Origin of the sequence: Sorangium sp. So ce448, assembly GCF_051520915.1 — a bacterium.
Classification (GTDB): domain Bacteria; phylum Myxococcota_A; class Polyangia; order Polyangiales; family Polyangiaceae; genus Sorangium; species Sorangium cellulosum_B.
In genome coordinates, this window is the sequence record NZ_CP150343.1 from 3,848,482 (window position 1) to 3,870,462 (window position 21,981).

General features: G+C 73.3%; 19 protein-coding genes. 12 read left to right on the forward strand and 7 right to left on the reverse strand.

Features of this window, described 5'->3' with window-relative positions:
- Positions 1 to 115: 115 nt before the first annotated feature.
- From WMF45_RS14820 to WMF45_RS14840, 5 genes are all read left to right on the forward strand, one after another.
- Entirely contained in the window at positions 116 to 856 is a 741-nt protein-coding gene (locus WMF45_RS14820; protein ID WP_437717539.1) for a hypothetical protein, read from the forward strand.
- The gene (locus WMF45_RS14825; RefSeq protein WP_437717540.1) at positions 853 to 2,142 is read left to right on the forward strand and encodes an ABC transporter ATP-binding protein; all 1,290 of its coding nucleotides are present in this window, start codon (positions 853 to 855) and stop codon (positions 2,140 to 2,142) included. Before WMF45_RS14820 ends, WMF45_RS14825 begins: the two co-directional genes overlap by 4 nt.
- On the forward strand, positions 2,132 to 2,896 hold the full coding sequence (locus WMF45_RS14830; RefSeq protein ID WP_437717541.1) for a hypothetical protein: 765 nt from the start codon (positions 2,132 to 2,134) through the stop codon (positions 2,894 to 2,896). The genes WMF45_RS14825 and WMF45_RS14830 overlap by 11 nt, the downstream gene beginning before the upstream one ends.
- Positions 2,897 to 3,021: 125 nt before the next feature.
- Positions 3,022 to 3,441: a hypothetical protein gene (locus tag WMF45_RS14835; RefSeq protein WP_157906649.1), complete on the forward strand. Its 420-nt coding sequence runs from the start codon at positions 3,022 to 3,024 to the stop codon at positions 3,439 to 3,441.
- A gap of 41 nt (positions 3,442 to 3,482) precedes the next feature.
- Entirely contained in the window at positions 3,483 to 4,025 is a 543-nt protein-coding gene (locus tag WMF45_RS14840; RefSeq protein ID WP_437717542.1) for a hypothetical protein, read from the forward strand.
- Here WMF45_RS14840 and WMF45_RS14845 read toward each other — a convergent pair.
- The 3 genes from WMF45_RS14845 to smpB form a co-directional block, all read right to left on the reverse strand.
- Positions 4,003 to 5,478, reverse strand: a complete 1,476-nt coding sequence (locus WMF45_RS14845) for a DUF362 domain-containing protein (RefSeq protein WP_437717543.1) — start codon at positions 5,476 to 5,478, stop codon at positions 4,003 to 4,005. The two genes, WMF45_RS14840 and WMF45_RS14845, sit on opposite strands and share 23 nt — an antisense overlap.
- A 170-nt stretch (positions 5,479 to 5,648) precedes the next feature.
- Positions 5,649 to 5,951: a hypothetical protein gene (locus WMF45_RS14850; RefSeq protein ID WP_437717544.1), complete on the reverse strand. Its 303-nt coding sequence runs from the start codon at positions 5,949 to 5,951 to the stop codon at positions 5,649 to 5,651.
- On the reverse strand, positions 5,948 to 6,472 hold the full coding sequence (gene smpB, locus WMF45_RS14855; protein WP_044968393.1) for an SsrA-binding protein SmpB: 525 nt from the start codon (positions 6,470 to 6,472) through the stop codon (positions 5,948 to 5,950). The genes WMF45_RS14850 and smpB overlap by 4 nt, the downstream gene beginning before the upstream one ends.
- Before the next feature lie 188 nt (positions 6,473 to 6,660).
- Between smpB and WMF45_RS14860 the strand changes: the two genes are divergently transcribed.
- The gene (locus WMF45_RS14860; RefSeq protein ID WP_437717545.1) at positions 6,661 to 7,053 is read left to right on the forward strand and encodes a hypothetical protein; all 393 of its coding nucleotides are present in this window, start codon (positions 6,661 to 6,663) and stop codon (positions 7,051 to 7,053) included.
- Positions 7,054 to 7,239: 186 nt separating this feature from the next.
- On the opposite strand, the gene WMF45_RS14865 is transcribed toward WMF45_RS14860, so the two are convergent.
- Positions 7,240 to 7,542 (reverse strand): hypothetical protein, encoded by a 303-nt coding sequence (locus WMF45_RS14865; protein ID WP_437717546.1) that lies wholly within the window; start codon positions 7,540 to 7,542, stop codon positions 7,240 to 7,242.
- 871 nt (positions 7,543 to 8,413) lie between these two features.
- On the opposite strand from WMF45_RS14865, the gene WMF45_RS14870 reads away from it, so the two are divergent.
- Entirely contained in the window at positions 8,414 to 8,836 is a 423-nt protein-coding gene (locus WMF45_RS14870; protein ID WP_437717547.1) for a hypothetical protein, read from the forward strand.
- Between the two features lie 249 nt (positions 8,837 to 9,085).
- The gene (gene uvrA, locus WMF45_RS14875; protein ID WP_437717548.1) at positions 9,086 to 14,431 is read left to right on the forward strand and encodes an excinuclease ABC subunit UvrA; all 5,346 of its coding nucleotides are present in this window, start codon (positions 9,086 to 9,088) and stop codon (positions 14,429 to 14,431) included.
- A 45-nt stretch (positions 14,432 to 14,476) separates the two neighbouring features.
- Here the strand turns inward: uvrA and WMF45_RS14880 are convergent, their stop codons facing one another.
- Entirely contained in the window at positions 14,477 to 14,680 is a 204-nt protein-coding gene (locus WMF45_RS14880; protein WP_437717549.1) for a hypothetical protein, read from the reverse strand.
- 183 nt (positions 14,681 to 14,863) lie between these two features.
- Between WMF45_RS14880 and WMF45_RS14885 the strand changes: the two genes are divergently transcribed.
- Positions 14,864 to 15,301 carry a hypothetical protein gene (locus WMF45_RS14885; RefSeq protein ID WP_437717550.1) on the forward strand — a complete coding sequence of 146 codons (438 nt, stop codon included), beginning with the start codon at positions 14,864 to 14,866 and terminating at the stop codon, positions 15,299 to 15,301.
- Positions 15,302 to 15,814: 513 nt separating this feature from the next.
- On the opposite strand, the gene WMF45_RS14890 is transcribed toward WMF45_RS14885, so the two are convergent.
- The gene (locus tag WMF45_RS14890; protein WP_437717551.1) at positions 15,815 to 17,884 is read right to left on the reverse strand and encodes a protein kinase domain-containing protein; all 2,070 of its coding nucleotides are present in this window, start codon (positions 17,882 to 17,884) and stop codon (positions 15,815 to 15,817) included.
- Between the two features lie 326 nt (positions 17,885 to 18,210).
- On the opposite strand from WMF45_RS14890, the gene nadC reads away from it, so the two are divergent.
- The 3 genes from nadC to WMF45_RS14905 all read left to right on the forward strand — a co-directional run bounded on the left by nadC (position 18,211) and on the right by WMF45_RS14905 (position 20,651).
- Positions 18,211 to 19,062 carry a carboxylating nicotinate-nucleotide diphosphorylase gene (nadC, locus tag WMF45_RS14895; RefSeq protein ID WP_437719543.1) on the forward strand — a complete coding sequence of 284 codons (852 nt, stop codon included), beginning with the start codon at positions 18,211 to 18,213 and terminating at the stop codon, positions 19,060 to 19,062.
- Positions 19,059 to 19,880, forward strand: coding sequence for a biotin--[acetyl-CoA-carboxylase] ligase (locus WMF45_RS14900; RefSeq protein WP_437717552.1), 822 nt, complete (start codon positions 19,059 to 19,061; stop codon positions 19,878 to 19,880). Before nadC ends, WMF45_RS14900 begins: the two co-directional genes overlap by 4 nt.
- 117 nt (positions 19,881 to 19,997) lie before the next feature.
- The gene (locus WMF45_RS14905; RefSeq protein WP_437717553.1) at positions 19,998 to 20,651 is read left to right on the forward strand and encodes a radical SAM protein; all 654 of its coding nucleotides are present in this window, start codon (positions 19,998 to 20,000) and stop codon (positions 20,649 to 20,651) included.
- Between the two features lie 63 nt (positions 20,652 to 20,714).
- Here WMF45_RS14905 and fbp read toward each other — a convergent pair whose 3' ends face one another.
- On the reverse strand, positions 20,715 to 21,758 hold the full coding sequence (gene fbp, locus WMF45_RS14910; RefSeq protein ID WP_437717554.1) for a class 1 fructose-bisphosphatase: 1,044 nt from the start codon (positions 21,756 to 21,758) through the stop codon (positions 20,715 to 20,717).
- Positions 21,759 to 21,981 lie beyond the last annotated feature (223 nt).

A 21,981-nucleotide genomic window follows, 5' to 3' on the forward strand; every position in this document is an offset into this window, starting at 1 on the left:
GCACCACATTCCGGCGGCGCGCTCCGGCCGGTGGTACATTCGCCTTGCGCCCGGGCGCCTGGAAGGGCAGCGCTAGCAGCGCGCGTCGCCGCCGCGCCGTCCACACGCTCCTCCGATGACCCGCCCGCACGACCCCGAACCGCGCGACGCGCCGAGCAAGCGTCCGGACGATCCCGCGCGGCGGCGCGCGGCCGCGCGGCGCTCGCTGCGCGCAGCGGTCGCGCTCGGCTGCGCGCGGCTCCGCGGCGCGCGCGGCGGGCGGCTCGGCCTCGCCATGGCGGCGCTCATCTCGCTCGGGTGCGGCGTCACGGCGCTGGTGCTCCGGCTGGACGACGGGACGACCTCGCTGGAGGCGCTGCTCGGGTCCGCGGCGCGCGGGCTCGCGTGGGCGGCCGCTGGCCCCATCGCCCTCGCCGCGGCGCACGATCGCCCGGGGGCCGACCGCCGCGACGGCGTCGAGGCGCTCGCCGCCGCGCGGGGGATCTCGCGGGCCTCGCTCCACGGCGTGCGCAGCCTCGCCGCGATGCTCGAGGTCGCGCGCGTCGTCGCGCTCCCGCTGGCCGCGCTCTCGGTGCTCGCGGCGCTCCTCTCCGGCTCGCTGCTGCTCGGCCTCCAGCACCTCGCGTACGGCGCCGCGCTCGCCCTGTTCGGCGTGGTCGCCGGTGTGACGCTCGGCGGCCTCTCCGCGGCGAGCGGCCGCGTCGCCGGGGCGCGAGGGCGCGCCCTGTTCCTTGTGCTGACCCTCGTCCCCTGGGGGCTCGCCGATCTCGCCGGCGACTCGAGGTGGTCGATCCCGGGAGCGCTCGGCGCGTTCCTCTCCTTCGCGGCCCGCTCGGCGGGAGGCCCAGCAGGATGAGCCCTGGCGCTCCTGTCGTGGTGCTCGAGGGCGTGCGCGCGCGCGACGGCGCCGGCGAAGAGGGGCGCCCTCGGGGGGGCCTCTCGGGCCTGTCCTTGGCCCTCGGCCCGGGCGTGCACGCGGTGCTCGGCGCCCCGGAGGACGGGACGCTCGCCCTCGCGGAGGTGCTCGCAGGGCGCGCAGCCCCCCTCGCCGGCCGCGTCCTCGTGGCGGGGCGCGACCCGTGCCGGAGCGCGGCGACGCGGGCGCAGATCGGCGTCCTGGCCGCCACCCCGGAGCTGCCCGACGGCGCGTCGGTGGCGTCGTTCATGTCGGTCGCGCTCCGGGCCCGCGGCGCGCCCGCGAGCGGCGCCGCGGCGCTCCTCGAGCCGCTCGGCGTCGCGCCGCTCCTCGCCCGCAGCACGGCCTCGCTGAGCTTCTCCGAGGCCCGGGCGGTCGAGCTGTCGCTCGCCCTCGGGGTGCCGCGGCCGCTCCTGCTCTGCCTCGTCGAGCCGTTCGCCGACGTCGCCGTGCCGTCTCCGGAGCCGGTCCGAGAGCGCCTGCGCGCCATCGCTGCAGCTGGCGCCTGCGTCGTGCTCGTCACGTCCTCGACCGCCGACGCGAGCGCCCTCGCCGATCGCATCCACGTGCTCGATCGCGGCGTCATCGCGCGCACCGAGCCCGGCGCCGGCGACCGCCTCGCCGCTGCCCCGGGCGCGGCCCTGCCGGGCGCGGGGCGGCCCGAGGTCGAGATCCACGTGCTCGTCCACGAGCGGGCGCCCGGCGCGCCCGGCGCTCGCGCGCTCGCCGCGGCGCTTGCGAGCGCTCCCGCCGTGCGCGCGGGCGCGTGGGAGCAGGGGCCGGCGGAGGCGTCGTCGACGCTGCGGATCCGGGCCGCGGACAGGGAGGCGGCCGCGCTCGCGATCCTCGACGCGGCCGCGAGGGAGGACGTCACGCTCATCGCGATCTCCTCGCCGCCCCCGTCGATGCACGACGTGCGGGCGGCGACCGCGCTGCACCTGGCCGCCGTTCGCTCGCGCCGTCCCTTCGGCGCACCTGCGATCGAGAGCGCCGCCCCGCTGCCGGGCGCGCCCGAGGGGCCGTTTGCGGTGGCGGCGTTCGACGCACCGGCGCTGCTCGGCCCGGCAGCGCCGCTCAGCGGGTCGTCGGACGGTCCCTCCACGCCCGCCGGTGTGCCGCTGGCGGCGCACGGCGATGCCGCTGCCGGCGGACGGATCGGGGCCGACCCGCCGAGGGCCGACGGTTCGCCGCACGCCACGGAGACAGGACGCCACGATGGTGGGTGAGAGCGCATCGAGCGCCGCAGCGCGGCCGCTTCCTCCCGCGGAAGGGGGGGCCGAGCGGGGCGGGCGCGCGCTGACGGGCGTCCGCCTCGGGATGGAGATGACCCTGAGCCGCCTCCGCGCGCGGCGTCCGCTGCTGGCGTTCGGGCTCGGCGCCGCGCTCGCGGTCGCGGCCGCGGTCATCGAGATCGCGTTCGGGTCTTCCGGGGCCGTGGACCGGGCGCTGCTCTCCACGTTCCGCCTCGCCACGCCGCTCACGATCTTCGCCCTCGCCGCCGACGCCGCCGATCGCACCACGCTGCGCGACGCGGCCTGGCCGGTGGCACGCTTCGGCGCCTCGTCCCACCATGTCGCGCTCGGCATCGCCCTGGCCACGGCCCTCGCTTCCGCCCTCGTGGGAGCGCTGCTCGCCGTCGTCGTTGTCGCCGCCGCCCAGGGCCCTGGTGCTGCGCCATTCGTCCGAGACATGCTCGTCAGTGGGTGGATCGGCGCGCTCACCGGAGCCGCCTACGCTGGCTGGTTCTCGCTCGGTGCGACCTTTTTCCGGCGCGGCCTCGGCCGCTTCGTGCCGCTCGCGGCCGACCTCCTGCTCGGTGGCTCGGCCGGGGTGATCGGCGCACTGTTGCCCCGGGGCAACGCCGTCAACCTCCTCGGCGGCCCGTCGCCGCTCGGGCTCGGGCAGCCCGCGAGCGCCGCCTTGCTCGCGTCGAGCGCCCTCGTCCTCGCGCTCGCCGCGGCGGCTCGCTGCAGGGAGTAGCGCGCGGGCCGGGGCCGCGGGAGCTCGGCTCGCCTTGCCCCGACCGGCTGCTTGACGTCCACCGCGATGGCGTGAGCGGCTCAAGAGGGATGGCTTCATCCGCTCGTTCACGTACTCTTCGGGGAATGACTCAGGAGCACGGGGACGACGAGGCCACCAAGGCGGTCAACGCGCCTCGATCGGTCCTGCTCGTCGGCTCGTCCGAGGCGCTGGCGACGCGCTGCAGGGGGATGTGCCTGCGGGCTCGCGTCATGCTCATCGTCGAGAGCGACCTGGCGGCGCTGACGAACACGGCCGTGGAGCGGAAGCCGCTCGCGCTTCTGTTCCCCGACGACATCTACGCCTTCGACAGCGCGGAGTTCGACGCCCTGGCGCGCGACATCCAGGCCGCGGTGGTGACCCTCGAGCCTGGCGTCACGGACGAGGTCATCGAGGCGCGGCTCGCGGAGGCGCTGCTCCGAGCCGAGCTCCTCCGGCAGCCCGAGCCGTCGTCGAGCCGTTACGTGCTCGTGCCCGACGGCCCCCGCCGTTCCAAGCGTCGCTGACCGGCGCGCCCTTGCATGATGATGAAAAGGAGCTCCATCCGATGAGTGAGCTGCACCTCGATCCGAACGCGTCCCGCCTGACGATCCACACCCGAGCCGTGGGGATGCTCGCGCGCCTGGCGCACGACCTCGAGATCACGGCGTCCGAGCTGCGCGGTCGCGCGCGGCTCGACGGCGAGTCATGGACCGCCGAGCTCGAGGTCCCCGTGGCCAGGCTCTCCGTCGCGGGGGTCCTGCGCGGCGATCGCGTCGATCCCGACGCGCTTTCCGCGGGAGATCGCGGCGACATCGAGCGGCGCCTGCGGGGCGAGGTGCTCGCGGGGACCGAGATCGTGGCGGTGCGCGCCTCGGGCGCCACGCGTGACCGCGCCGAGGTGCGCATCCAGGTCGCCTCGGGGAGCGCCTCGCTTGTGGCGCGGCTCTCCTCGCGCGATCGCGGCGACGGCGCGATCGGGGTGACGGGTACCTGTCAGCTGTCGATGGCTGCGCTCGGCGTGCGCGAGGTGAAGGGGCCGCTCGGCGCCTTCAAGGTGCGGGACGAGCTCGACGTCCTCTTCGATCTCACTCTGCGGCCTGCGAGCTAGGCGGCTCGGACGGGAGCTCGGGCGCCGCGTCGCCGCGCGAGCAGGCGCCGTGGACCTGGTAGGGCTTGCCGGCGATCCGCTTCGCGAGCGAAGCCCCGCGCCAGGCGACGTACGCCTTGTTGAAATCGAGCAGCTGGTCGGGGGCGAAGTACGGGTTCTTCGTCTTGCCCAGCGTGACCAGCGTGAGCACCTGCTCCGCCACGCTCACGGGGCAGCCCTCGAGCCGGAGGGTGGTCTCGTTCCGGGCCATCGCGAGCTTCGTCGTCACCTTCACCATCTTCGCGAGGACGTCATCGTGCTTCGCGGTGTAGGGGTCCCGCGCGCTCCGCTCCCGGTACAGGCTCTCGACGCTGACCAGCTGATCGCCGATCTTCCCTTTGTACGTCGCGCAGTCGCCGATGAAGATCACCTTCTCGCCCGGCTTCGCGTCGATGGGGCCCTCGTAGGCGCCGAACACGACGTGCATCCGCGGCATCTTCGCGTCGCACTCCTTGTCGTACTCGCGCAGGATCTCGATCGCCTCCTCGATGGCCCCTGGACAGCCGCCCCAGCAGTAGTCGGTGCGCTCGGGCTCGGGCGGCGAGCCCGCGTAGGCCGTGATGTTCGTGCCCTCGAAGTACTTCTCGACGCGGACGAGGCCCACCTTGAACCCCTTGGCCTTGTGCTTCGCCTCCTCGAGCGTCACGTCCCCCGTGATCTCGATCTCGCCGAGGTCCATCGGGCCGAAGCCGCGCTCCGACGCCAGGCGGATGTGCTCGACGCTCCTCGGATCGACGCCGATGATCTGGCAGCAGACCGAGTCGAACGCGACCTGGTTGTTCCCCATGATGATGAGGCCCAGATCGAACGGCGAGGGCGTGAGCATCCGCCCCTCGCCCGCGGTGATGGCGTCGATCGCGATGAACTGCGGCTGCACGATGTACTGGAGATCGGCGACCTTCTCGTTCAGCCGGTGATCGTGATCGATGAGCCTGTGCCGATCGTCCTGGATCCCGATGTAGTTCTTCATCGAGAAGGTCACGGTGGTCCAGGGGTGCGACTTGAACTTGGGGCAGTTCACGAAGAAGTCGGCCTTCGCGACGGGCTCCGGCGTGAACACGTAGTCGCGCAGCCGGCCCTCGTGCGTGAGCGGGATCTCGACCTGCTGCTCTTCCTCGAAGTGGTAGTGCTTGACCCCGGTCCGGCGGAACATCGGGTAGTAGCCCGCGCTCTCGTACGTCATGCGGGTCGGGAGCGTGATGCCGCACCGCTCTCCGACGGCGAGCTCTCTCACGCGCCCGTCGTCGCGATCCTTGAGCGCGCCGATCACTCCCTCGATGAACTCGGGCCGCGTGTACGCGTGCGGAAAGTGCGCTCCCGACGCGACGACGTTGGGCTTGATGAGCGTCCGGCCGTGCGGGCGCAGCGAGAGCTCTTCGAGACCGCTGCGCACGATGCCGCGGATCTTCGCCACGTCATACGTCGAGCAGCGGCGCAGAATTACACGAGGGCGCGACGTAATTTTCATAGAAAGACAGCGTATGGGCCGCGCTGAGCCATCGCAACACTCGCCGCCGGACGAGCCGCGGCGCGCAGCCGCTGCAGAACAGCCTGGGCGTTCGTTGCAGGACGGAACGTCGTGGTTCAGCCCGTGTGTTCGCCGCCGACGAGCCGCGCCAGCTCGGCGCGGACCTCGCGCGTCGCATCGATGAGCCGGCCTTCGAGCTCGTAGGTGCGCTCACCGGGCGCCGCGCCGCTGGGCTCGGTGGGTGTGCGCAGGCGGCACCGGGCGACCTTCACCCGGATCGCCGTCCCTGTCGGCTGGAGCGAGCCCTCGACGCGCGCTCCTGGCGCCGAGGAGGCGGTCGAGTGGAGCCGCACGCGATCGCCGTCGATCTCGACGAGCTCTGCCTCGCCGCCCTTGGACCAGGTGAGGTGCGACGTCATTCCGGCCTCCGCAGCCCGGCGCTCCGCGCGCGGGCGGCGCCGCCGCGGGCCCGCTCCATCGCCGCGCGGGCTTCGCGGGTGGCGTCCTTCTCTTTCAGGCTCTCGCGCTTGTCGACGGTCTTCTTCCCCTTCGCGAGGGCGATCTCGGCCTTCACGCGGCCGTTCTTGAAGTAGAGGCGGGTCGCGATCACGGTCATGCCCTCCCGCTCCACGCTCTTGCGGATCGCCTCGATCTCGCTCTCGTGCAGCAGCAGCTTGCGCGGGCGCTTCGCCTCGTGCCCGAAGGCGGCGCCGGGCATCACAGGGATGTTGACCCCTTTCAGGAACGCCTCCCCGTTCTCGATGGCGCACCAGCTGTCGGTGAGCTCGGCCGCGCCGTCGCGGAGCATCTTCACCTCGCTGCCGAGCAGCACCAACCCTGCCTCGAACCGATCGTCGAGGGTGTAGTCGAACGTCGCGCGCTTGTTGCGCACGATGAGCTTCTCCCCCTCTCGCTCCTTCTCTTTGCCAGCGCGGCTCACGCGGTCGCATAGCGCGCGCGCCGCCGCCTGTCCACACCGCTTCACAGGGCGGCGCCCGCGCGGCCCCGCTGCGGGGCGCAGCTCGCGTGGCGTGTCCCGCTGCGGTGGCGGCGTCATCGCTTGACGCCGATCGCCGCCGCTCGTCCAATGGTCCTTTCGCACGACGTGCCGTCGGCCTGGAGGACTCAGTGAACCGCGGACTGCGCTTTTCGGCCTGGCTCGGGGCGATCGTGGTGAGCTCTGCGCTGATGCCCGGGTGCAGCTGCAGCTGCGGCGTCGCCACGGACTCCGGCACCGTGGACGGCGATGGGGGGTGGGGCGGCAGCGGGCAGGGCGGCAGCGGGCAGGGCGGCGATGGGCAGGGCGGCGGCGAACAGGGCGGCGGCGGGCAGGGCGGCGGCGCGCCGACTCCCAGGCGCGTCGGGGCGACCGAGACGGTGACGGCTGGCGAGGTCGCGAGGAGCTCGCGCTACCGCATGGTGTTCACGCTCGGGCAGCCGACGCAGAACCAGGGGACGTCGACCTCACCCAAGGTGCGGATGCGAGGAGGGCTCATCGGAGCCGACGGGAGCCTGCCATGACGAGGAGCTGGCGATGAGGACGTCGATGATCGCGCGATGCATGATGGCATCCGCCCTGGCGGCGAGCGCGGTCGTGGTCGCGGGGACCGCGACTGCGGCGGTCCCGGCGACCATCACCCACCAAGGCCGGCTCTACGACGAGCGCGATGTGCCCATCAGCGCGACGCTCGATGTCGTGTTCGCCCTTTACGACGAGCGCGACGCTTCGACGCCCCTGTGGAGCGAGGTCCACTCGATCACGTTCGAGGACGGCTTCTTCTCGGTGCGCCTCGGCGCGATCGTCCCGTTCGAGCAGGCGATCTTCGACGGCGCCGAGCGGTACCTCGGCATCACCGTGGGCGACGATGTCGAGCTGGAGCCGCGCGCGACGGTCGCGAGCGTGCCGTACGCGCTGCTCGCTGGAAATGTGAACGGCGACATCACGCCGACCTCGGTCACGGTCAACACCACGAGCGGCAACACGCTGGTGCTCGGCGAGCGCGGGATCATCGTGAACGGCGTCCTCGTGATCGACGAGAACGGCGAATGGGTCGGCTCGCCGACGGGGCTTCAGGGCCCGCAGGGGTTGCCTGGAGCGATCGGTCCGGCCGGTGCAATGGGGCCGGCTGGACCGACGGGGCCGGAGGGGAGGGTCGGTGCGACTGGGCCTGCGGGTGCTGCTGGTCCGACAGGGCCAGCCGGGCCGATCGGGCCGACGGGCGCTGCAGGCCCCACCGGGGCCACGGGGCCGGAAGGCGTGGCTGGACCTAGGGGGCCGGAGGGCCCGGCAGGGCCCGCAGGCGCGGCAGGGCCCATGGGGCCAGAAGGCCCAGTGGGCGCAATCGGACCGGAGGGTCCGATTGGACCGGAAGGTCCGATGGGACCAGAGGGCCCGATGGGCGCGACCGGACCGGAGGGCCCGATTGGACCGGAAGGTCCGATGGGACCAGAGGGCCCGATGGGCGCGACCGGACCGGAGGGCCCGGTGGGACCAGAAGGTCCGATGGGCCCGAGGGGACCCGAAGGTCCAGTAGGCGCGATCGGGCCCGAGGGGCCAATGGGCCCGAGGGGACCCGAAGGTCCAGTAGGCGCGATCGGGCCCGAGGGGCCAATGGGCCCGAGGGGACCCGAAGGCCCGGTAGGCGCGATCGGGCCCGAGGGGCCGATGGGCCCGAGGGGACCAGAAGGCCCGGTAGGCGCGATTGGAGCGGAGGGTCCCATGGGGCCAGCGGGCCCTACCGGTCCCATCGGGCCGGCGGGCTCTATCGGTCCGACAGGACCGGTGGGCCCTACCGGTCCGACAGGACCAGCGGGCCCTACCGGTCCGCAGGGGCCACGCGGGTTTACCGGCCCTGCTGGTCCGACCGGGCCCCAGGGGGTCGTGCTGACGTTGACGGTCCAGGGCGTCGGCCCGCACACCGCGCTGCCGGCCGGGAGGCCGGTCGACTTTTTCGGGCCGACAGCGTTGGTGGCGGTCTCGTCGACGAGCCAGTCGATCTATGCGACCGGGCATCGGTACCTGGGCACGGACGGCTCGCCTGCGGACAGCCTCAAGCTTTACATGTGCTACCAGCGGGTTCGTTCCGGGCCGTCTGGCACGGTGCTCGACGAGGTCCAGGCGGTCGGCCTCGGGATGGTCGGCGGCCGGGTCCCCGCGAATACCCGCGTCCCCTTCGGGCTCAGCGCCGTCATCACCGGCCTCACCGCGGGCACCTACAACATCGGGATGTGCGGCCAGACCTTGAGCCCGAACTGGACCAGCAACGACTACGGCTACCTCTCGATCCTCCTCGTCAACGGCTAGCCGCCGCGCCTGCCGGGCGCACCCGCCGCGCTCGGCTTGCCGGGTCGCCCGAGCGTCGTGCGCACCCCTCGCCACGGACCGTGATAATCCGACGACGCAGAACGCAATGCCGCAGCACGCTGGGTCGGCACGCCGTTCACGTACGATCGTCCGCGACGATGGGCTGAAAGGGGGCTAAACACTCGCGGTTTTCACGCGGCCGTGTCCACTCCGGACGGCGTCCCGCGGGTTCACCCTACCGCGCGTCCTATGCACTCGATCTGTCTCCGCGGCGCCCGCACGCACAACCTCCAGGGCATCGACCTCGATTTTCGGCCCGGCGAGCTCGTGGCCATCGCCGGCGTCTCGGGCGCTGGCAAATCGTCGCTCGCGCTCGACACGCTCTATTCCGAGGGACAGCGCCGGTTCGTCGAGAGCTTCAGCCCGTACGCTCGTCAGTTCCTCGAACGGCTCGAGCGGCCGCCGATCGACGCGCTCGAGCCGGTGGCGGCCGGCGTCGCCGTCGATCGACGCGCGCCGGTCAAGAGCTCGCGGTCGACCGTCGCCACGATGGCCGACCTCGAGCCGTATTTCTGCGCGCTCTTCGCGCGCGAGGCGGTGCCTGTCTGCCCGTCCTGCGAGGCGCCGGCCGCGCGGACCGACCCGGCGCGCGCGGCCGACCTCGCCGCGAGCGCGCACGAGGGGGCGACCGCGCTCGTCACGTACCCGATCGCGGTCGCCGGGACCGAGCGGTTCCTCGACGTGCGCGAGTCGCTGCTCGCCGCCGGCTACCGGCGCCTCCTCGTCCGCGGCGAGGCGCGCGACATCGACACCGTGGCGCCGTCCGAGGCGATGAGCGGCGCGGACAAGGTCGAGGTCATCGTCGATCGCGTCCGGGTCGCCCCCCGGGAGCGCCGGCGCCTCGGCGCCGCCATCGAGGAGGCGTGGAAGGGCAGCGGGGGCGACGCCTCGCTCCACCTGCAGCGCAAGGCCGACGAGCAGAGCGGCCAGGGGGCGGGGCCCACGCGGCTCCGGCTCGTGCGCGGGCTCGCCTGCCCCTCGTGTGCGCGCGCCTTCGATCCGCCGCGCCCCGGGCTGTTCTCGTACCAGTCCCCCACCGGCGCGTGCCCCTCGTGCCGCGGCTTCGGCCGCACCCTCGGCATCGACTACGACAAGGTGATCCCGGACCCCTCGAAGTCGATCGCAGGCGGCGCGATCCGGCCCTGGAACGGCCGCTCGACGACGTGGGAGCGGAAGCTGCTCCGCGCGTTCTGCGAGCGGAATGGCATCCGCACCGACAAGCCGTGGCGCGACCTCTCCGACGCGCAGCGCGCGCTCGTGCTCGAGGGGGAGGGCTCGTGGACCCAGGGGAAGTACCCCGGCGTGAAGGCCTGGTTCCGCTGGCTCGAGACGCGCACCTACAAGATGCACGTCCGCGTGCTGCTCGCGCGTTACCGCACCTACGACGTGTGCGGCGCGTGCAACGGCAAGCGGCTCGCCCCCGAGTCGCTCCTCTACCGCGTCGGTGGCCTGGATCTCGCCGCGTGGCACGAGCTCGAGCTCCGAGACGCCCGGGCGCGCCTCGAGGCCGAGCGCCCCCAGACAGGCCAGGGGGAGATGGCGCGCCGCGAGCTCATCGCGCGGCTCGGGTACCTCGAGCGGGTCGGCCTAGGCTACCTCTCGCTCGCCCGCCAGGCGCGCACGCTCTCGGGCGGCGAGGCGCAGCGCGTCGCGCTCACCGCGGCGCTCGGCACGTCCCTGACGGGCGCGCTCTTCGTGCTCGACGAGCCGACGGTCGGCCTGCACCCGACGGACATCCCGCCGCTCATCGCGGCCATGCGCGAGCTCGCCGATCGGGGCAACGCCGTGCTCGTCATCGAGCACGAGCCGCTCGTCATCCGGGCGAGCGATCGCGTCGTCGAGCTGGGCCCCGGCGCGGGCAAGCAGGGCGGGCGCGTCACCTTCGACGGCCCGCCCGACGGGCTCGCCGCGCGCGGCCCGCTGGCGTCGGCCCGCGCGGAGCGCCGGGCGCCGAGCGGGAAGATCGCGATCCACGGCGCGCGCGAGAACAACCTCCGCGACGTCACGGTCGACGTGCCGCTCGGCGTCGTCGTGGCGATCACGGGGCCGAGCGGCTCGGGCAAGAGCACGCTGGTGAACGACGTGCTCTACCGGCACATCGCGAGGGCGCGCGGCTACAAGGACGTCGAGGCGCCCGGCCTGTACAGGCGTATCGAGGGCACGGCCGACATCCGCACCGTCACGCTCGTCGACCAGGCGCCGCTGGGGCGCACCTCGCGGGGCAATCCTGCGACCTACACCGGCGCATGGAACCGCATCCGCGCGCTCTTCGCCGAGCAGCCGGAGGCGTCGGCGCGGGATCTCGGGCCTGGCCACTTCTCGTTCAACGTCGCGCTCGGGCGCTGCGAGGCCTGCGCGGGTGAGGGGAGCGAGACGATCGAGATGCAGTTCCTCGCCGACGTGTCGCTGACCTGCCCGACCTGCAAGGGCAAGCGGTTCCGCGACGAGGTGCTCGAGGTGAAGCTCGACGGCCGCTCGGTCGCCGACGTGCTCGACCTCTCGATCGACGAGGCGTTCGAGGTCTTCGTGGGGCAGCCTGCGATCCGGCGGGCGCTCGCGCCGCTCAAGCAGCTCGGCCTCGGCTACCTCACGCTCGGCCAGCCGCTCTCCACGCTCTCCGGCGGTGAGGCGCAGCGGCTGAAGATCGCGCGCGCGCTCGGCGAGCCCTGCGCTGGCGCGCTCTTCCTCCTCGACGAGCCGAGCGCCGGCCTGCACCCCGCGGAGGTGACGCACCTCAACGCCGCGCTCTCCGTGCTCGTGGCCGAGGGCGCCTCCGTGCTCGTCGTCGATCACGACCTCGACGTCATCGCCGCGGCGGACTGGGTCGTCGATCTCGGCCCGGGCGCGGGCAGCGAGGGCGGGAGCGTCGTCGCCGAGGGGACGCCCGAGGAGGTCGCCCGGACGGCGACGCGGACCGGCGTCTCGCTGGCCGAGTGGTTCGCGCAGCGGGGCGACGGCGGCGCTCGGCGCCCGCGGCGCGGTACGGCAGCGGCCCCTGCCGCGCCGAAGCCCGGCAAGCGCGGCGGCGGCCCCGCGCGCGCGTCGCTCGACCGGGGTCGGATCGAGGTCGAGGGCGCTCGCGAGCACAACCTCGCCGAGGTCTCGACCGTGATCCCGCACGGCGAGATCGTCGTCATCACCGGCCCGAGCGGGTCTGGCAAGAGCACGCTTGCGTTCGACGTGGTCTTCGCCGAGGGCCAGCGGCGCTTCCTCGAGACGCTGACCCCGTACGCGCGCCAGTTCCTCCCCACGCTGCCGCGGCCGGACGTCGATCGCGTCACCGGCGTCCCCCCCTCGATCGCGCTCGAGCAGCGCACCACGCGCTCCGGCGCCAACTCGACCGTCGCGACCGTGACCGAGATCGCGCACTACCTGCGGCTGCTCTACGCCAAGGTCGGCGAGGCGCGCTGCCCGGACTGCGACGTGCCGATCGAGGCGCGCTCGCCGGACGACGTCTACCGCTCGCTCGTCTCGACGCGCGGCGCGCGGACGCTCCTCGCCCCCGCCGTCGTGGCGCGCAAGGGGATGTACCTCGACGTGTTCACCGCGGCCGCCCGGGCCGGCATCACCCGCGCGCTCGCCGACGGCGAGCCGTGCGCGACCGACAGCCCTCCTCGCCTCGACAAGCGCCGCGAGCACTCGATCGACCTCGTGATGTACGAGGGGCGCATGGACGGCCTGGATCGCGCCCTCTTCGATCGCGCCCTCGCGTTCGGGCGGGGGGCGGTCAAGCTCGTCGGCGGCCGCGGCGGCGAGCAGCTTCTCTCCACGACGCGCACCTGCCCGCGCTGCGGCGTCGGTGTCCCGGAGCTCGATCCCCGCTGGTTCTCTTTCAACACGAAGCAGGGCCGGTGTGAGTCATGCGAGGGGACGGGCGCCTCGGACTTCGACGACGACGCGCTCGCGACGCCCGACCCGTGCGAGGCCTGCGGCGGCTCGCGCCTCGCGCCGATCCCGCGGGCGGTCCGGCTCGCGGGAGAGCGTTACCACCAGGCGTCGGGCCGCTCGGTCGCGGCCGCGGCCGCGTGGGCGAGGGGGCTACAGTTCACGGGCGACCGCGCGCTGATCGCCGAGGCGCCGCACAAGGAGCTCTGCCGCCGGCTCGACTTCGTCTGCGAGGTGGGCCTCGGCTACCTCACGCTCGATCGACGCGCCGCCACCCTCTCGGGCGGCGAGATGCAGCGCCTGCGGCTCGCGGCGCAGCTCGGCAGCGGCCTCACCGGGGCGCTGTACGTCCTCGACGAGCCGACCATCGGCCTGCACCCGCGCGACACCGACCGGTTGCTCGGCAACCTCCGGCGGCTCGCCGGGATGGGCAGCACCGTGCTCATGGTGGAGCACGACGCCGACACGATCCGCGCGGCGGATCACCTGATCGACCTCGGCCCCTCGGGCGGGCGCAAAGGTGGCCGGATCGTCGCGGCGGGGCCGTCGCGCGCGGTGCTCGCGAACCCCGACTCGCCGACCGCCCGGGCGCTCGCCGGCGAGGATGCGCTGCTCAGCGCGCGCCCGGCGCGCCCTCCCGTGCGCGAGCACATCGAGCTCCTCGGCGCCCGCGCGCACAACCTCCAGGGGGACACGCTCCGGCTCCCCGCGGGCCGGATGACGGTGGTCGCCGGCGTGTCCGGCTCGGGGAAGAGCACGCTGATCCAGAAGGTGCTCTACCCCGCCGCGCGCCGCGCGCTGAAGCTGGAGGCGCCCGAGCCGGGCCCGCACAAGGCGCTGCGGCTGCCGAAGAGCATCCTGCGGGCGGTGGCCGTCGATCAGTCGCCCATCGGGCGGACGCCGCGCTCGATCCCCGCGACGTTCCTGGGCGTCTGGGACGAGGTCCGCAAGCTCTACGCTGCCTGCCCCGACGCGCAGGTGCGCGGCTACGGCCCTGCGCGGTTCTCCTTCAACACGGCCTCCGGCGGGCGGTGTCCCGCGTGCGAGGGGCAGGGCGTCATCGCGCACGAGATGTCGTTCTTGCCGGACGTGACCACGCCTTGCGAGGCGTGCGGCGGCGCGCGCTTCGAGCCGGCGACGCTCGACGTGCGCTACCTCGGTCTGTCCGTCGGCGAGCTCCTGGACCTCACCGCGGAGGAGGCTGTCGAGGTCTTCGCGTCCCACCCGAAGATCCGCGCCCCGCTCTCGACGATGTGCGATCTCGGCGTCGGTTATCTCCACATCGGCCAGGGGTCGCACACGCTCTCGGGCGGCGAAGCGCAGCGGCTCAAGCTCGCGGCGGAGCTGACGGCCGGCGCGCGGCCGAAGCCCACGCTCTATGTGCTCGATGAGCCCACGACCGGCTTGCATCTGGCGGACGTGACGCGCCTGGTCCGCGTGCTCGATCGCCTCGTCGAGCGCGGCGACACGCTGGTGATCATCGAGCACCACCCGGCGGTCATCGCGTGCGCGGATCACGTGGTGGAGCTCGGCCCGGAGGGCGGCGCCGGCGGCGGGCGCATCGTGGCGGAGGGCACCCCGCGGGAGGTGGCGCGTCAGCCGACGGCGACGGGCGAGGTGCTGAAGCGGATCTTCGCGAAGGCTACGTGAGCGGGCGCGCCGGGCGAACCGGCGCGCCGTCCCGGGGAGCGCGGCTCAGCCGCCGGCGCGCTTCGCGTACTGGTACGCGGTGTAGGCGGAGATCAGGTGGCAGATCCAGCCGAGCCAGCCGCCCGAGCCGATCCACAGGCCGGGGGTGACGATCAGCCAGAAAACGCAGCGCAGAAACGCGCCGTTGTAGAGCTGCCCAACGCCCGGAATAAGGAACGAAAGCACTGCGGCGATCCCGGATTTGCTCATGGCATCGGAACCTGATCACCGTGACCGCCCTGTCAAGCGGGCTGGGGGAACCTCGGCACGGACCCGCCGCGCGGCTGCCAGCAGAACCGCGCGCGGCGCAGGACGGGTCAGCGGCTGCCTGGTAGGACGATCCTTCGACGGCCCGTCGAGGACGTAGAAGGGGTCGGCGCAGGGGTCGTCCCCGTGGCGGTGGGCGCAGGGGTCGTCCCTGTGGCGGTGGGCGCAGGGGTCGTCCCCGTGGCGGTGGGCGCAGGGGTCGTCGCCGTGGGGGCCGTCTGGGTGGTCGACGAAGTGGTGGTGCTCGTCGCCGTCGGCTTGGGTTGCGCTTGCGCCGTCGGCTTCGGGGTTGCCACGGGGGCCGGCGCGGGCGGCTCCGGCGCGGTCGCCGCGGGTGTGGCGGCCGTCGGCGGGGGAGGCGCCGGATCGCCGGCGACCGACGCAGGCGCCGGGGGCGCCTCGATGGGCGTCAGCGCCGCGGCATCTTCGGACGATCCTCGGCTGCGCATCACGAAGAAGACGGTCGTCAGCCCGCCGATGACAACGAACGCGCCGATGCCGATCAGCGCGAGCGTTGCGCCGGAGCTCTTCGCACGAGGACGCGCGGGGATCGGCGCCGGGTAGAGCGCGCCGCTGCCCGGCGGCTGGGGAGCGCCGCCGGCGTGAAACCCCGGCGCACCGGCGGCCCCGGGGCCACCTGGGGCCCCGAACGGCGAGCCGCCGTACGGGCTGGGAGGCTGGGGCGGCTCCCCGTAAGCGCCTCCTGGTCCAGCTGGCCCGCCGTAATTCGCCGTCGCACCGGGTCCGTACGGGCCCGGTGCACCAGGTGGCGGCGCGCCGTACGGGCCAGCCGGAGCGCCGTACGGGCCGGGCATTCCGGGAGGCGCGCTGTTGGTCCCGCCTTCGACGAGGGTCCGCGGGACGGCTGCGCCAGCGGCGTTCGGATCGTGCGGCGCGGTGCCGGGCGGCACGGGAAAGGCGCCCTGCGGCGAGTTGGGCCCTGCGAGCGGAGGCTCGCCGGGCACGGTCTTGCCAGGGCCGTACATGCCGCTCGGGGGCGCAGGCCATCCCGGCGGCGGACCGCTATTCTGGTTGCTCATCGAGATCGCATCCTACCTACCGTACGCGCCTGGCGCGTCAGTTGTTGGGTACGATGATCACGCGCCGGCGAGGCCTGTCCGACGGCGTGTCGGGCGGGCTCGTCGTCGGCGTCGTCGGCGGGCTCGTCGTGTTCGGCTGGGGGTTGGCCGGCGGCTGTGCGCTCGTCGGCGCGGGGAACGGGAACGGCGGCAGCGTCGACGGGATGACCCAGGGAAGCTGAGGGATGATCGTCGTCCCGCTGGGGCGTGTCGTCGGCGTCGTCGTGGTCGGCGGCGTTCCCGTCGTGCTCGGCGTCGCCGGCGGCTTCGCCGTCGTGGTCGGCCGGGGCTGCGGCTTGGCGACCACGGGCGGCTCGACAGGAGGTGGCGTCACCGCCGGGGGCGTCACGGCGGGGGGCGTCGTCGCGGGCGGGCTGGGATCCGAAGGCACCGTGTTGGCCGGCTGGAGGGTCGGCAGGGCCGGCGCCACGTCGGCCTGCTCCTTCCGGCTCAGCTCGTTGGCGATGTACAGACCGCCGACGACGGCGCCCGTGATCCCCGTGGCGAGCAGCAGGATGGCGAACAGCGAAGTCCCGCCCCGCGCGGGCCGCTGCGCGCCGTGCGCCGAGGCGCTCTGCGAGATCCTCGGCAACGGATCCATCGGCGCCGTCCCGGGGATGTAGCCCTGCGCGCCGCCGCCATACCCGGGCGCTGGGCCGCCGTTGAATCCGCCGCCCGGCGCCGCGCTCCGCTCCATGAACGGCGCGCCTCCGACCGCCGTCCCTCCCGGGCGCGGCGACACATCGAAGGGCCCCGGCTCGTGGCTCGTGGCGGGCACCCCCTGGGGGAGAGCGTAGGGGGCGGCGCTCACGGTCGCCGGCTGCGCGATCTGGGGATACCCTCCTTGCTGGGGATAGCCCCCTTGGGCGAAGTACGGGCCGGAGGAGGGCTCCGGCCTCGGCGTGAACCCCGGCGCTGACGCCGAGGGACCTCGGGCATCCGAGGAAAAGCCGCCCATGGGGGTCGAGGGCCCGAGGCCGCCCGGGGCGCCGCTGGACGCGTGCAGCGCGCCGCCGTCCTCCGGCGGAATCGTCTTGGGAACGGAGCTGGCGCGACCGTCCCCCATCGCGTTGGTCGCGGGCGCCGCCGCGGAAGGCGTGAGCATCCCGGGCGCCGCGAGGGCTGCCGCCAGGGCGGCCCCGGATGACCGCGCCATGCTGACCTCGGACGGCGCGGGGGTGAGCGCCGACGGGGCGCGGGCGGCTCGGGCGAACGGCTCCAGGGCGCTGCGGAACTCGGCGGTGGTCGCGAAGCGATCCGACGGCGAGGCCGCCATGGCGCGGTGGACGGCGGCGCAGAGGCCGGGCGCGAGCTCCGGCGCCAGGTCGGAGAGCCGCGAGATCTGGCCCGAAAGGTAGGCTCCCGCGATCTGCTGGGGCTCATCGCCGCCGACCGGTCGGCGGCCGGCCAGCATCTCGAAGACGATGACGCCCAGCGAGAAGATGTCGGCGCGCGCGTCCACGGAGTCCGCGGAGTAGGCCTGCTCGGGCGCCATGTACTCGGGGGTGCCCATGATCACGCCGGGGCGCGTCAACCCGCGATCGAGCTCCCCCGTGACCTTCAGCTTGGCGATGCCGAAGTCGAGCAGCTTGATGAGCGGCTCTCCCTTGGCGGACTTCGTGATGATCACGTTGTCCGGCTTGAGGTCCCGGTGGACGACGCCCGCGCGATGGGCGGCCTCGACGCCCTCGAGCATCTGCATCGCGTACTCGAGCGCGTCGGGGTACCCGAGGCGGATGCCTGCCCGGTAGAGCTCCTCGTACAGGGTCTGGAGCGTCTTCCCCTCCAGGTACTCCATCACGATGAACGCCAGGCCGGACGTCGTCTGGTCGACGTCGCTGACGCGAACCACGTGCGCGCTCTGGATCTGCGCGGAGACGCGCGCCTCCTGCAGGAAGCGCTGCACCAGGCCGGAGCGGCGGGACAGCTCGGGGTGGAGAAACTTGAGGGCGACCGTCGTCCCCAGCACCTCGTGGCGGGCTTCGTAGACGCTCCCCATGCCGCCATCGCCGATGAGGCGCACGAGTCGGTACTTGTTGTTGATGACCTGGCCTGCCTGCGGACGCATCGATCTCCGTTGAGGGCGCTGGAGTTGCTCGGAGAGTCTCACAGGCTGGTAGACGAACGTCAGCCCCATTTGTGCGACACAGCGTCGCGATGATCGCGATCCGCCCTGCTTTTCGGCGCAGCGAGCCCCAACCATTTCCGCCAGCGTCCCGTCCAGGGCGCCCATACGGCTGAGGTCGCACGCTCCTGGGGGCGCGTGCCACAACAAGGATTCGCGATGACGCGTCGCGTTGTCGCGGCTCGTGTGGGCGCGACAGCGCTGATGCGCGCGTGCGGGACCGAGTATACCTGGGAGCGCCGCGTGGGAGCGGCGCCGAGGAGATGCCCGTGCTGGCTGCGCCGTTGCTCGATGCCCTGATCGATCGCTCTCTGGAGGAAGACCTCGCGGGAGGCGATCTCACCACCGAGGCCTGTGTCGAGGCCTCCGCGCGCGCCACCGCGAAGGCGGTCGCGCGCAAGCCGCTCGTCGCGTGCGGGGGCGACGTGTTCCTGCGCGTCTTTCAGCGCCTGGATCGGCAGGTCGAGGGCGAGGTGCTCGTCGCGGACGGCACCGCGGTCGGCGTCGGCACGGTGCTGTGGACGGTGCGTGGCCGCGCGCGCTCGCTCCTCAGCGCGGAGCGCACCGCGCTCAACCTCGCGCAGCGGATGAGCGGCGTCGCCTCCGAGGCGCGCCGCTACGCCGAGGCGATCCCGGCCGGGTCGAGCGTGCGCATCACCGACACCCGCAAGACGACGCCCGGTCTCCGCGGGCTGGAGCGTTACGCGGTGCGCGTGGGCGGCGCGCACAACCACCGCGACAGCCTCGGGAGCGCCGTGCTCATCAAGGACAACCACATCGTCGCGGCGGGCGGCATCGCGACCGCCATCGCCCGCGCGCGGGCGCGCGCCCCGCACACGACGAAGGTCGAGGTCGAGGTGGCCTCGCTGCAGGAGCTCGATCAGGCGCTGGCCGCCGGCGCCGACATCATCATGCTCGACAACTTCACGCTGGCCGACGTCAAGGCCGCGTCCACGCGCGTGCGGTCGGCGCAGCACGGCCGGCCTCTCCTCGAGGTCTCCGGCGGCATCACGCTGGAGCGCATCCCCGAGCTCGTCGCGGCGGGCATCGACGTCATCAGCGTCGGGGCGCTGACGCACTCGGCGCGCGCGGCCGACATCGCGCTGGATCTCTCGCTGTGAGACGGCTCGACGGGGAGGCGATAGAGCGCGAGCTCTCGCGGCTGGGCGCGTCGTTCGGGCGTCCGCTCGCCGTGGCGGCCGAGACCGCGTCGACGAACGACGACGCGCGGAGCGCGGCCGCTGCCGGCGCGCCGCACGGGGCTGCGTTCCTGGCCGACGCGCAGACCCAGGGTCGGGGGCGCGGCGGGCGCACCTGGCACTCTCCGCCCGGCGAGAACCTCTACCTGTCGGTGGTGTTGCGCCCGAGCCTGCCGGCGAGCCGAGTGGCCCCCATCGCGCTCGTCATGGGGCTCGCCGTCGCGTCCGTCATCGAGCGACGGCTCGCGCCTCTTGCGTCCCGCGGCGCGTCGGGCGGCGGCTCCGCCGTCGAGGTGCGGCTCAAGTGGCCCAACGACGTGCTCGCCGGGGGCCGCAAGCTGGCGGGGATCCTCGTCGAGGCCCAGCTGCGCGGCGAGTCGGTGAGCAGCGTGATCGTCGGCGTCGGGCTCAACGTCCACGCGTCGAGCTTCCCGCCGGATCTGTCGGCGCGTGCCACGTCGCTCGCGCTGCTCGGGATCGACGACGTCCCGCGCGAGCGCCTCGCCGCGGAGCTGCTCCAGGCGATCGGCGACGCGGCGGCGAGGTTCGAGGCAGGAGAGCTCGCGCCCTTCGCGGAGGATCTCGCCCGGATGGATTGGCTGCGCGGCCGCTGCGTCGAGGTCGCCGGCGTGGTCGGCGTCGCGGCGGGGATCGATCCGGAGGGGCACCTGCTGGTCCGCGGCACGGACGGCATCCTCCGGGCGGTGGCGGCTGGCGAGGTCAGCGTCATCTCCAGCTGAGCGCCTCGCGCCGCTTGCGTTGCGCGCTCGGCGCGGCCAAAGCTCCCGCCCCACCTCGGGTCGCCGGCGGCGTGGCGCCGCCGAGGCCGACCGAGGCGCCTCGGAGGCGTCGCTTCCTTGAAAGAAGACACCCTCGTCGTCCACGAAATCTACGCCAGCGTGCAGGGCGAATCGACGTTCGCCGGGCTGCCGTGCACCTTCGTCCGGCTCACCGGGTGCAACCTGCGCTGCGCCTGGTGCGACACGTCGCAGGCCTTCTATGGCGGCAAGCGGATCCGCCGCGGCGACGTCCTGGAGCGCGCGCTCGCCCTCGGCACGCCGCTCGTCGAGCTCACGGGGGGCGAGCCTCTCCTTCAGCCCGGGTCGTTCCCGCTCCTCGCGGAGCTCTGCGACGCGGGACGGACGGTCCTCGTCGAGACCAGCGGCGAGGCGGACGTCGCGCGCGTCGATCCGCGCGTGCACAAGATCATGGACCTGAAGGCGCCTGGCTCGGGCGAATCCCACCGGAACCGCTGGTCGAACCTGGATCACCTCACGCCGCGCGACGAGATCAAGTTCGTGCTCGCCGATCGGGCGGACTATGCGTGGATGCGGGACACCATCCGCGAGCGGCGCCTCGACGCGCGCGGCGTGACGCTGCTCGCCTCGTGCGTGTGGGGCAAGCTGTCGCCGAAGGAGCTCGTCCAGTGGGTGCTCGACGACGGTCTCCGCGTCCGGGTGCAGGTCCAGCTCCACAAGGTGATCTGGGGAGCCGACGCGCAGGGGGTCTGACCCGCGGGTCGCCCCCCGCGCTGCGGCTCGTGCCGGTGAGGGCGGCGCCCCTCTCTCGCAGCCTCAGCGCTCGCCGCGCACAAACTGCTCGAAATCTTCGACGTCGCGGGGCGAGCCGAGGACGAGCGGCACGCGCTCGTGGAGCGACCTCGGGACCCTGTCGAGGATGCGCTCGGCCCCTGTGCTCGCCTTTCCGCCCGCGGCCTCGAAGATGAACGCGAACGGGTTCGCCTCGTAGAGCAGCCGCAGCTTGCCCTGGCCGCCTCGATCGGCGGGGTACGCGAAGATGCCGCCCTTGAGCAGCGTCCGGTGCGCGTCCGCGACCAGCGATCCCACGTAGCGTGCGCCGTACGGCCGCCCCTCGTGCTTGCTGTCCTCCTTGATCCACGCGTTCCAGCGGCGCACGTCCTCCGGCCATCGCGCGCTGTGGCCTTCGTTGATGGAGTACGTCGAGCCGCGCTCGGGGATCCGGATGTTCTCGTGAGAGAGAAAGAACTCTCCCACGGTCGGGTCGTAGGTGAAGCCGTGCACGCCGCCGAGGCCGGTCGTGATGACGAGCAGCGTCGACGAGCCGTAGAGCACGTAGCCGGCGGCGACCAGATCGCGGCCGGGGCGAAGGAAGTCCGAGGGATCGGCGCCCATCTTGGCGTCGCTCTTTCGGAGCACACCGAAGATCGTGCCGATCGAGATGTTCACGTCGATGTTGGACGAGCCGTCGAGCGGGTCCACGACGACGATGTACTTCGCTCGTGGGTCCGTGGAGAGGAGCCTCATTTCACCGAGCTCCTCGCTCACCACGGCCGCGCAGTGCCCGCGCCTTCCGAGCACGCTGAGCAGCGTCTCGTTGGCGACCTCGTCGAGCTTCTGCACGACCTCGCCCTGGACGTTGGTCTGTCCCGTGTATCCGAGGACGTTGGCTAGGCCGGCCCGTCGGACCTTGGACGTCACGAGCTTCGCCACCAGGCCGAACTGGTTCAGGAGGGAGGTGAACGCCCCTGTCGCCGCGGGGAACCCGAGCATTCCTTCGAGGATGTATGTCTCGAGCGTGATCCCGATGCGTGACGGCGCCTCCGGCGGCTTCCAGCTCAGATCCCGTTGGTCCGACATGATCCCTCCGCGTTGTCGGCGAGGACGTTACCGCCCCGCCACGTGCTCGCGCTCGCGTCCGCCGCTGTGGCCCCGAGGGCGGACCGGCGCAGCTTCGAGAATTGCGTATCCGATGGCTTCGTACAACATCCTCGGGGCGCTGGACCGCCCGCGCGTTGGGCTCGATACGTTCGTCCAAGTCCTGAAGATGCGGCCCGAGCCCGCTCGCCCGAGCACCCTGACA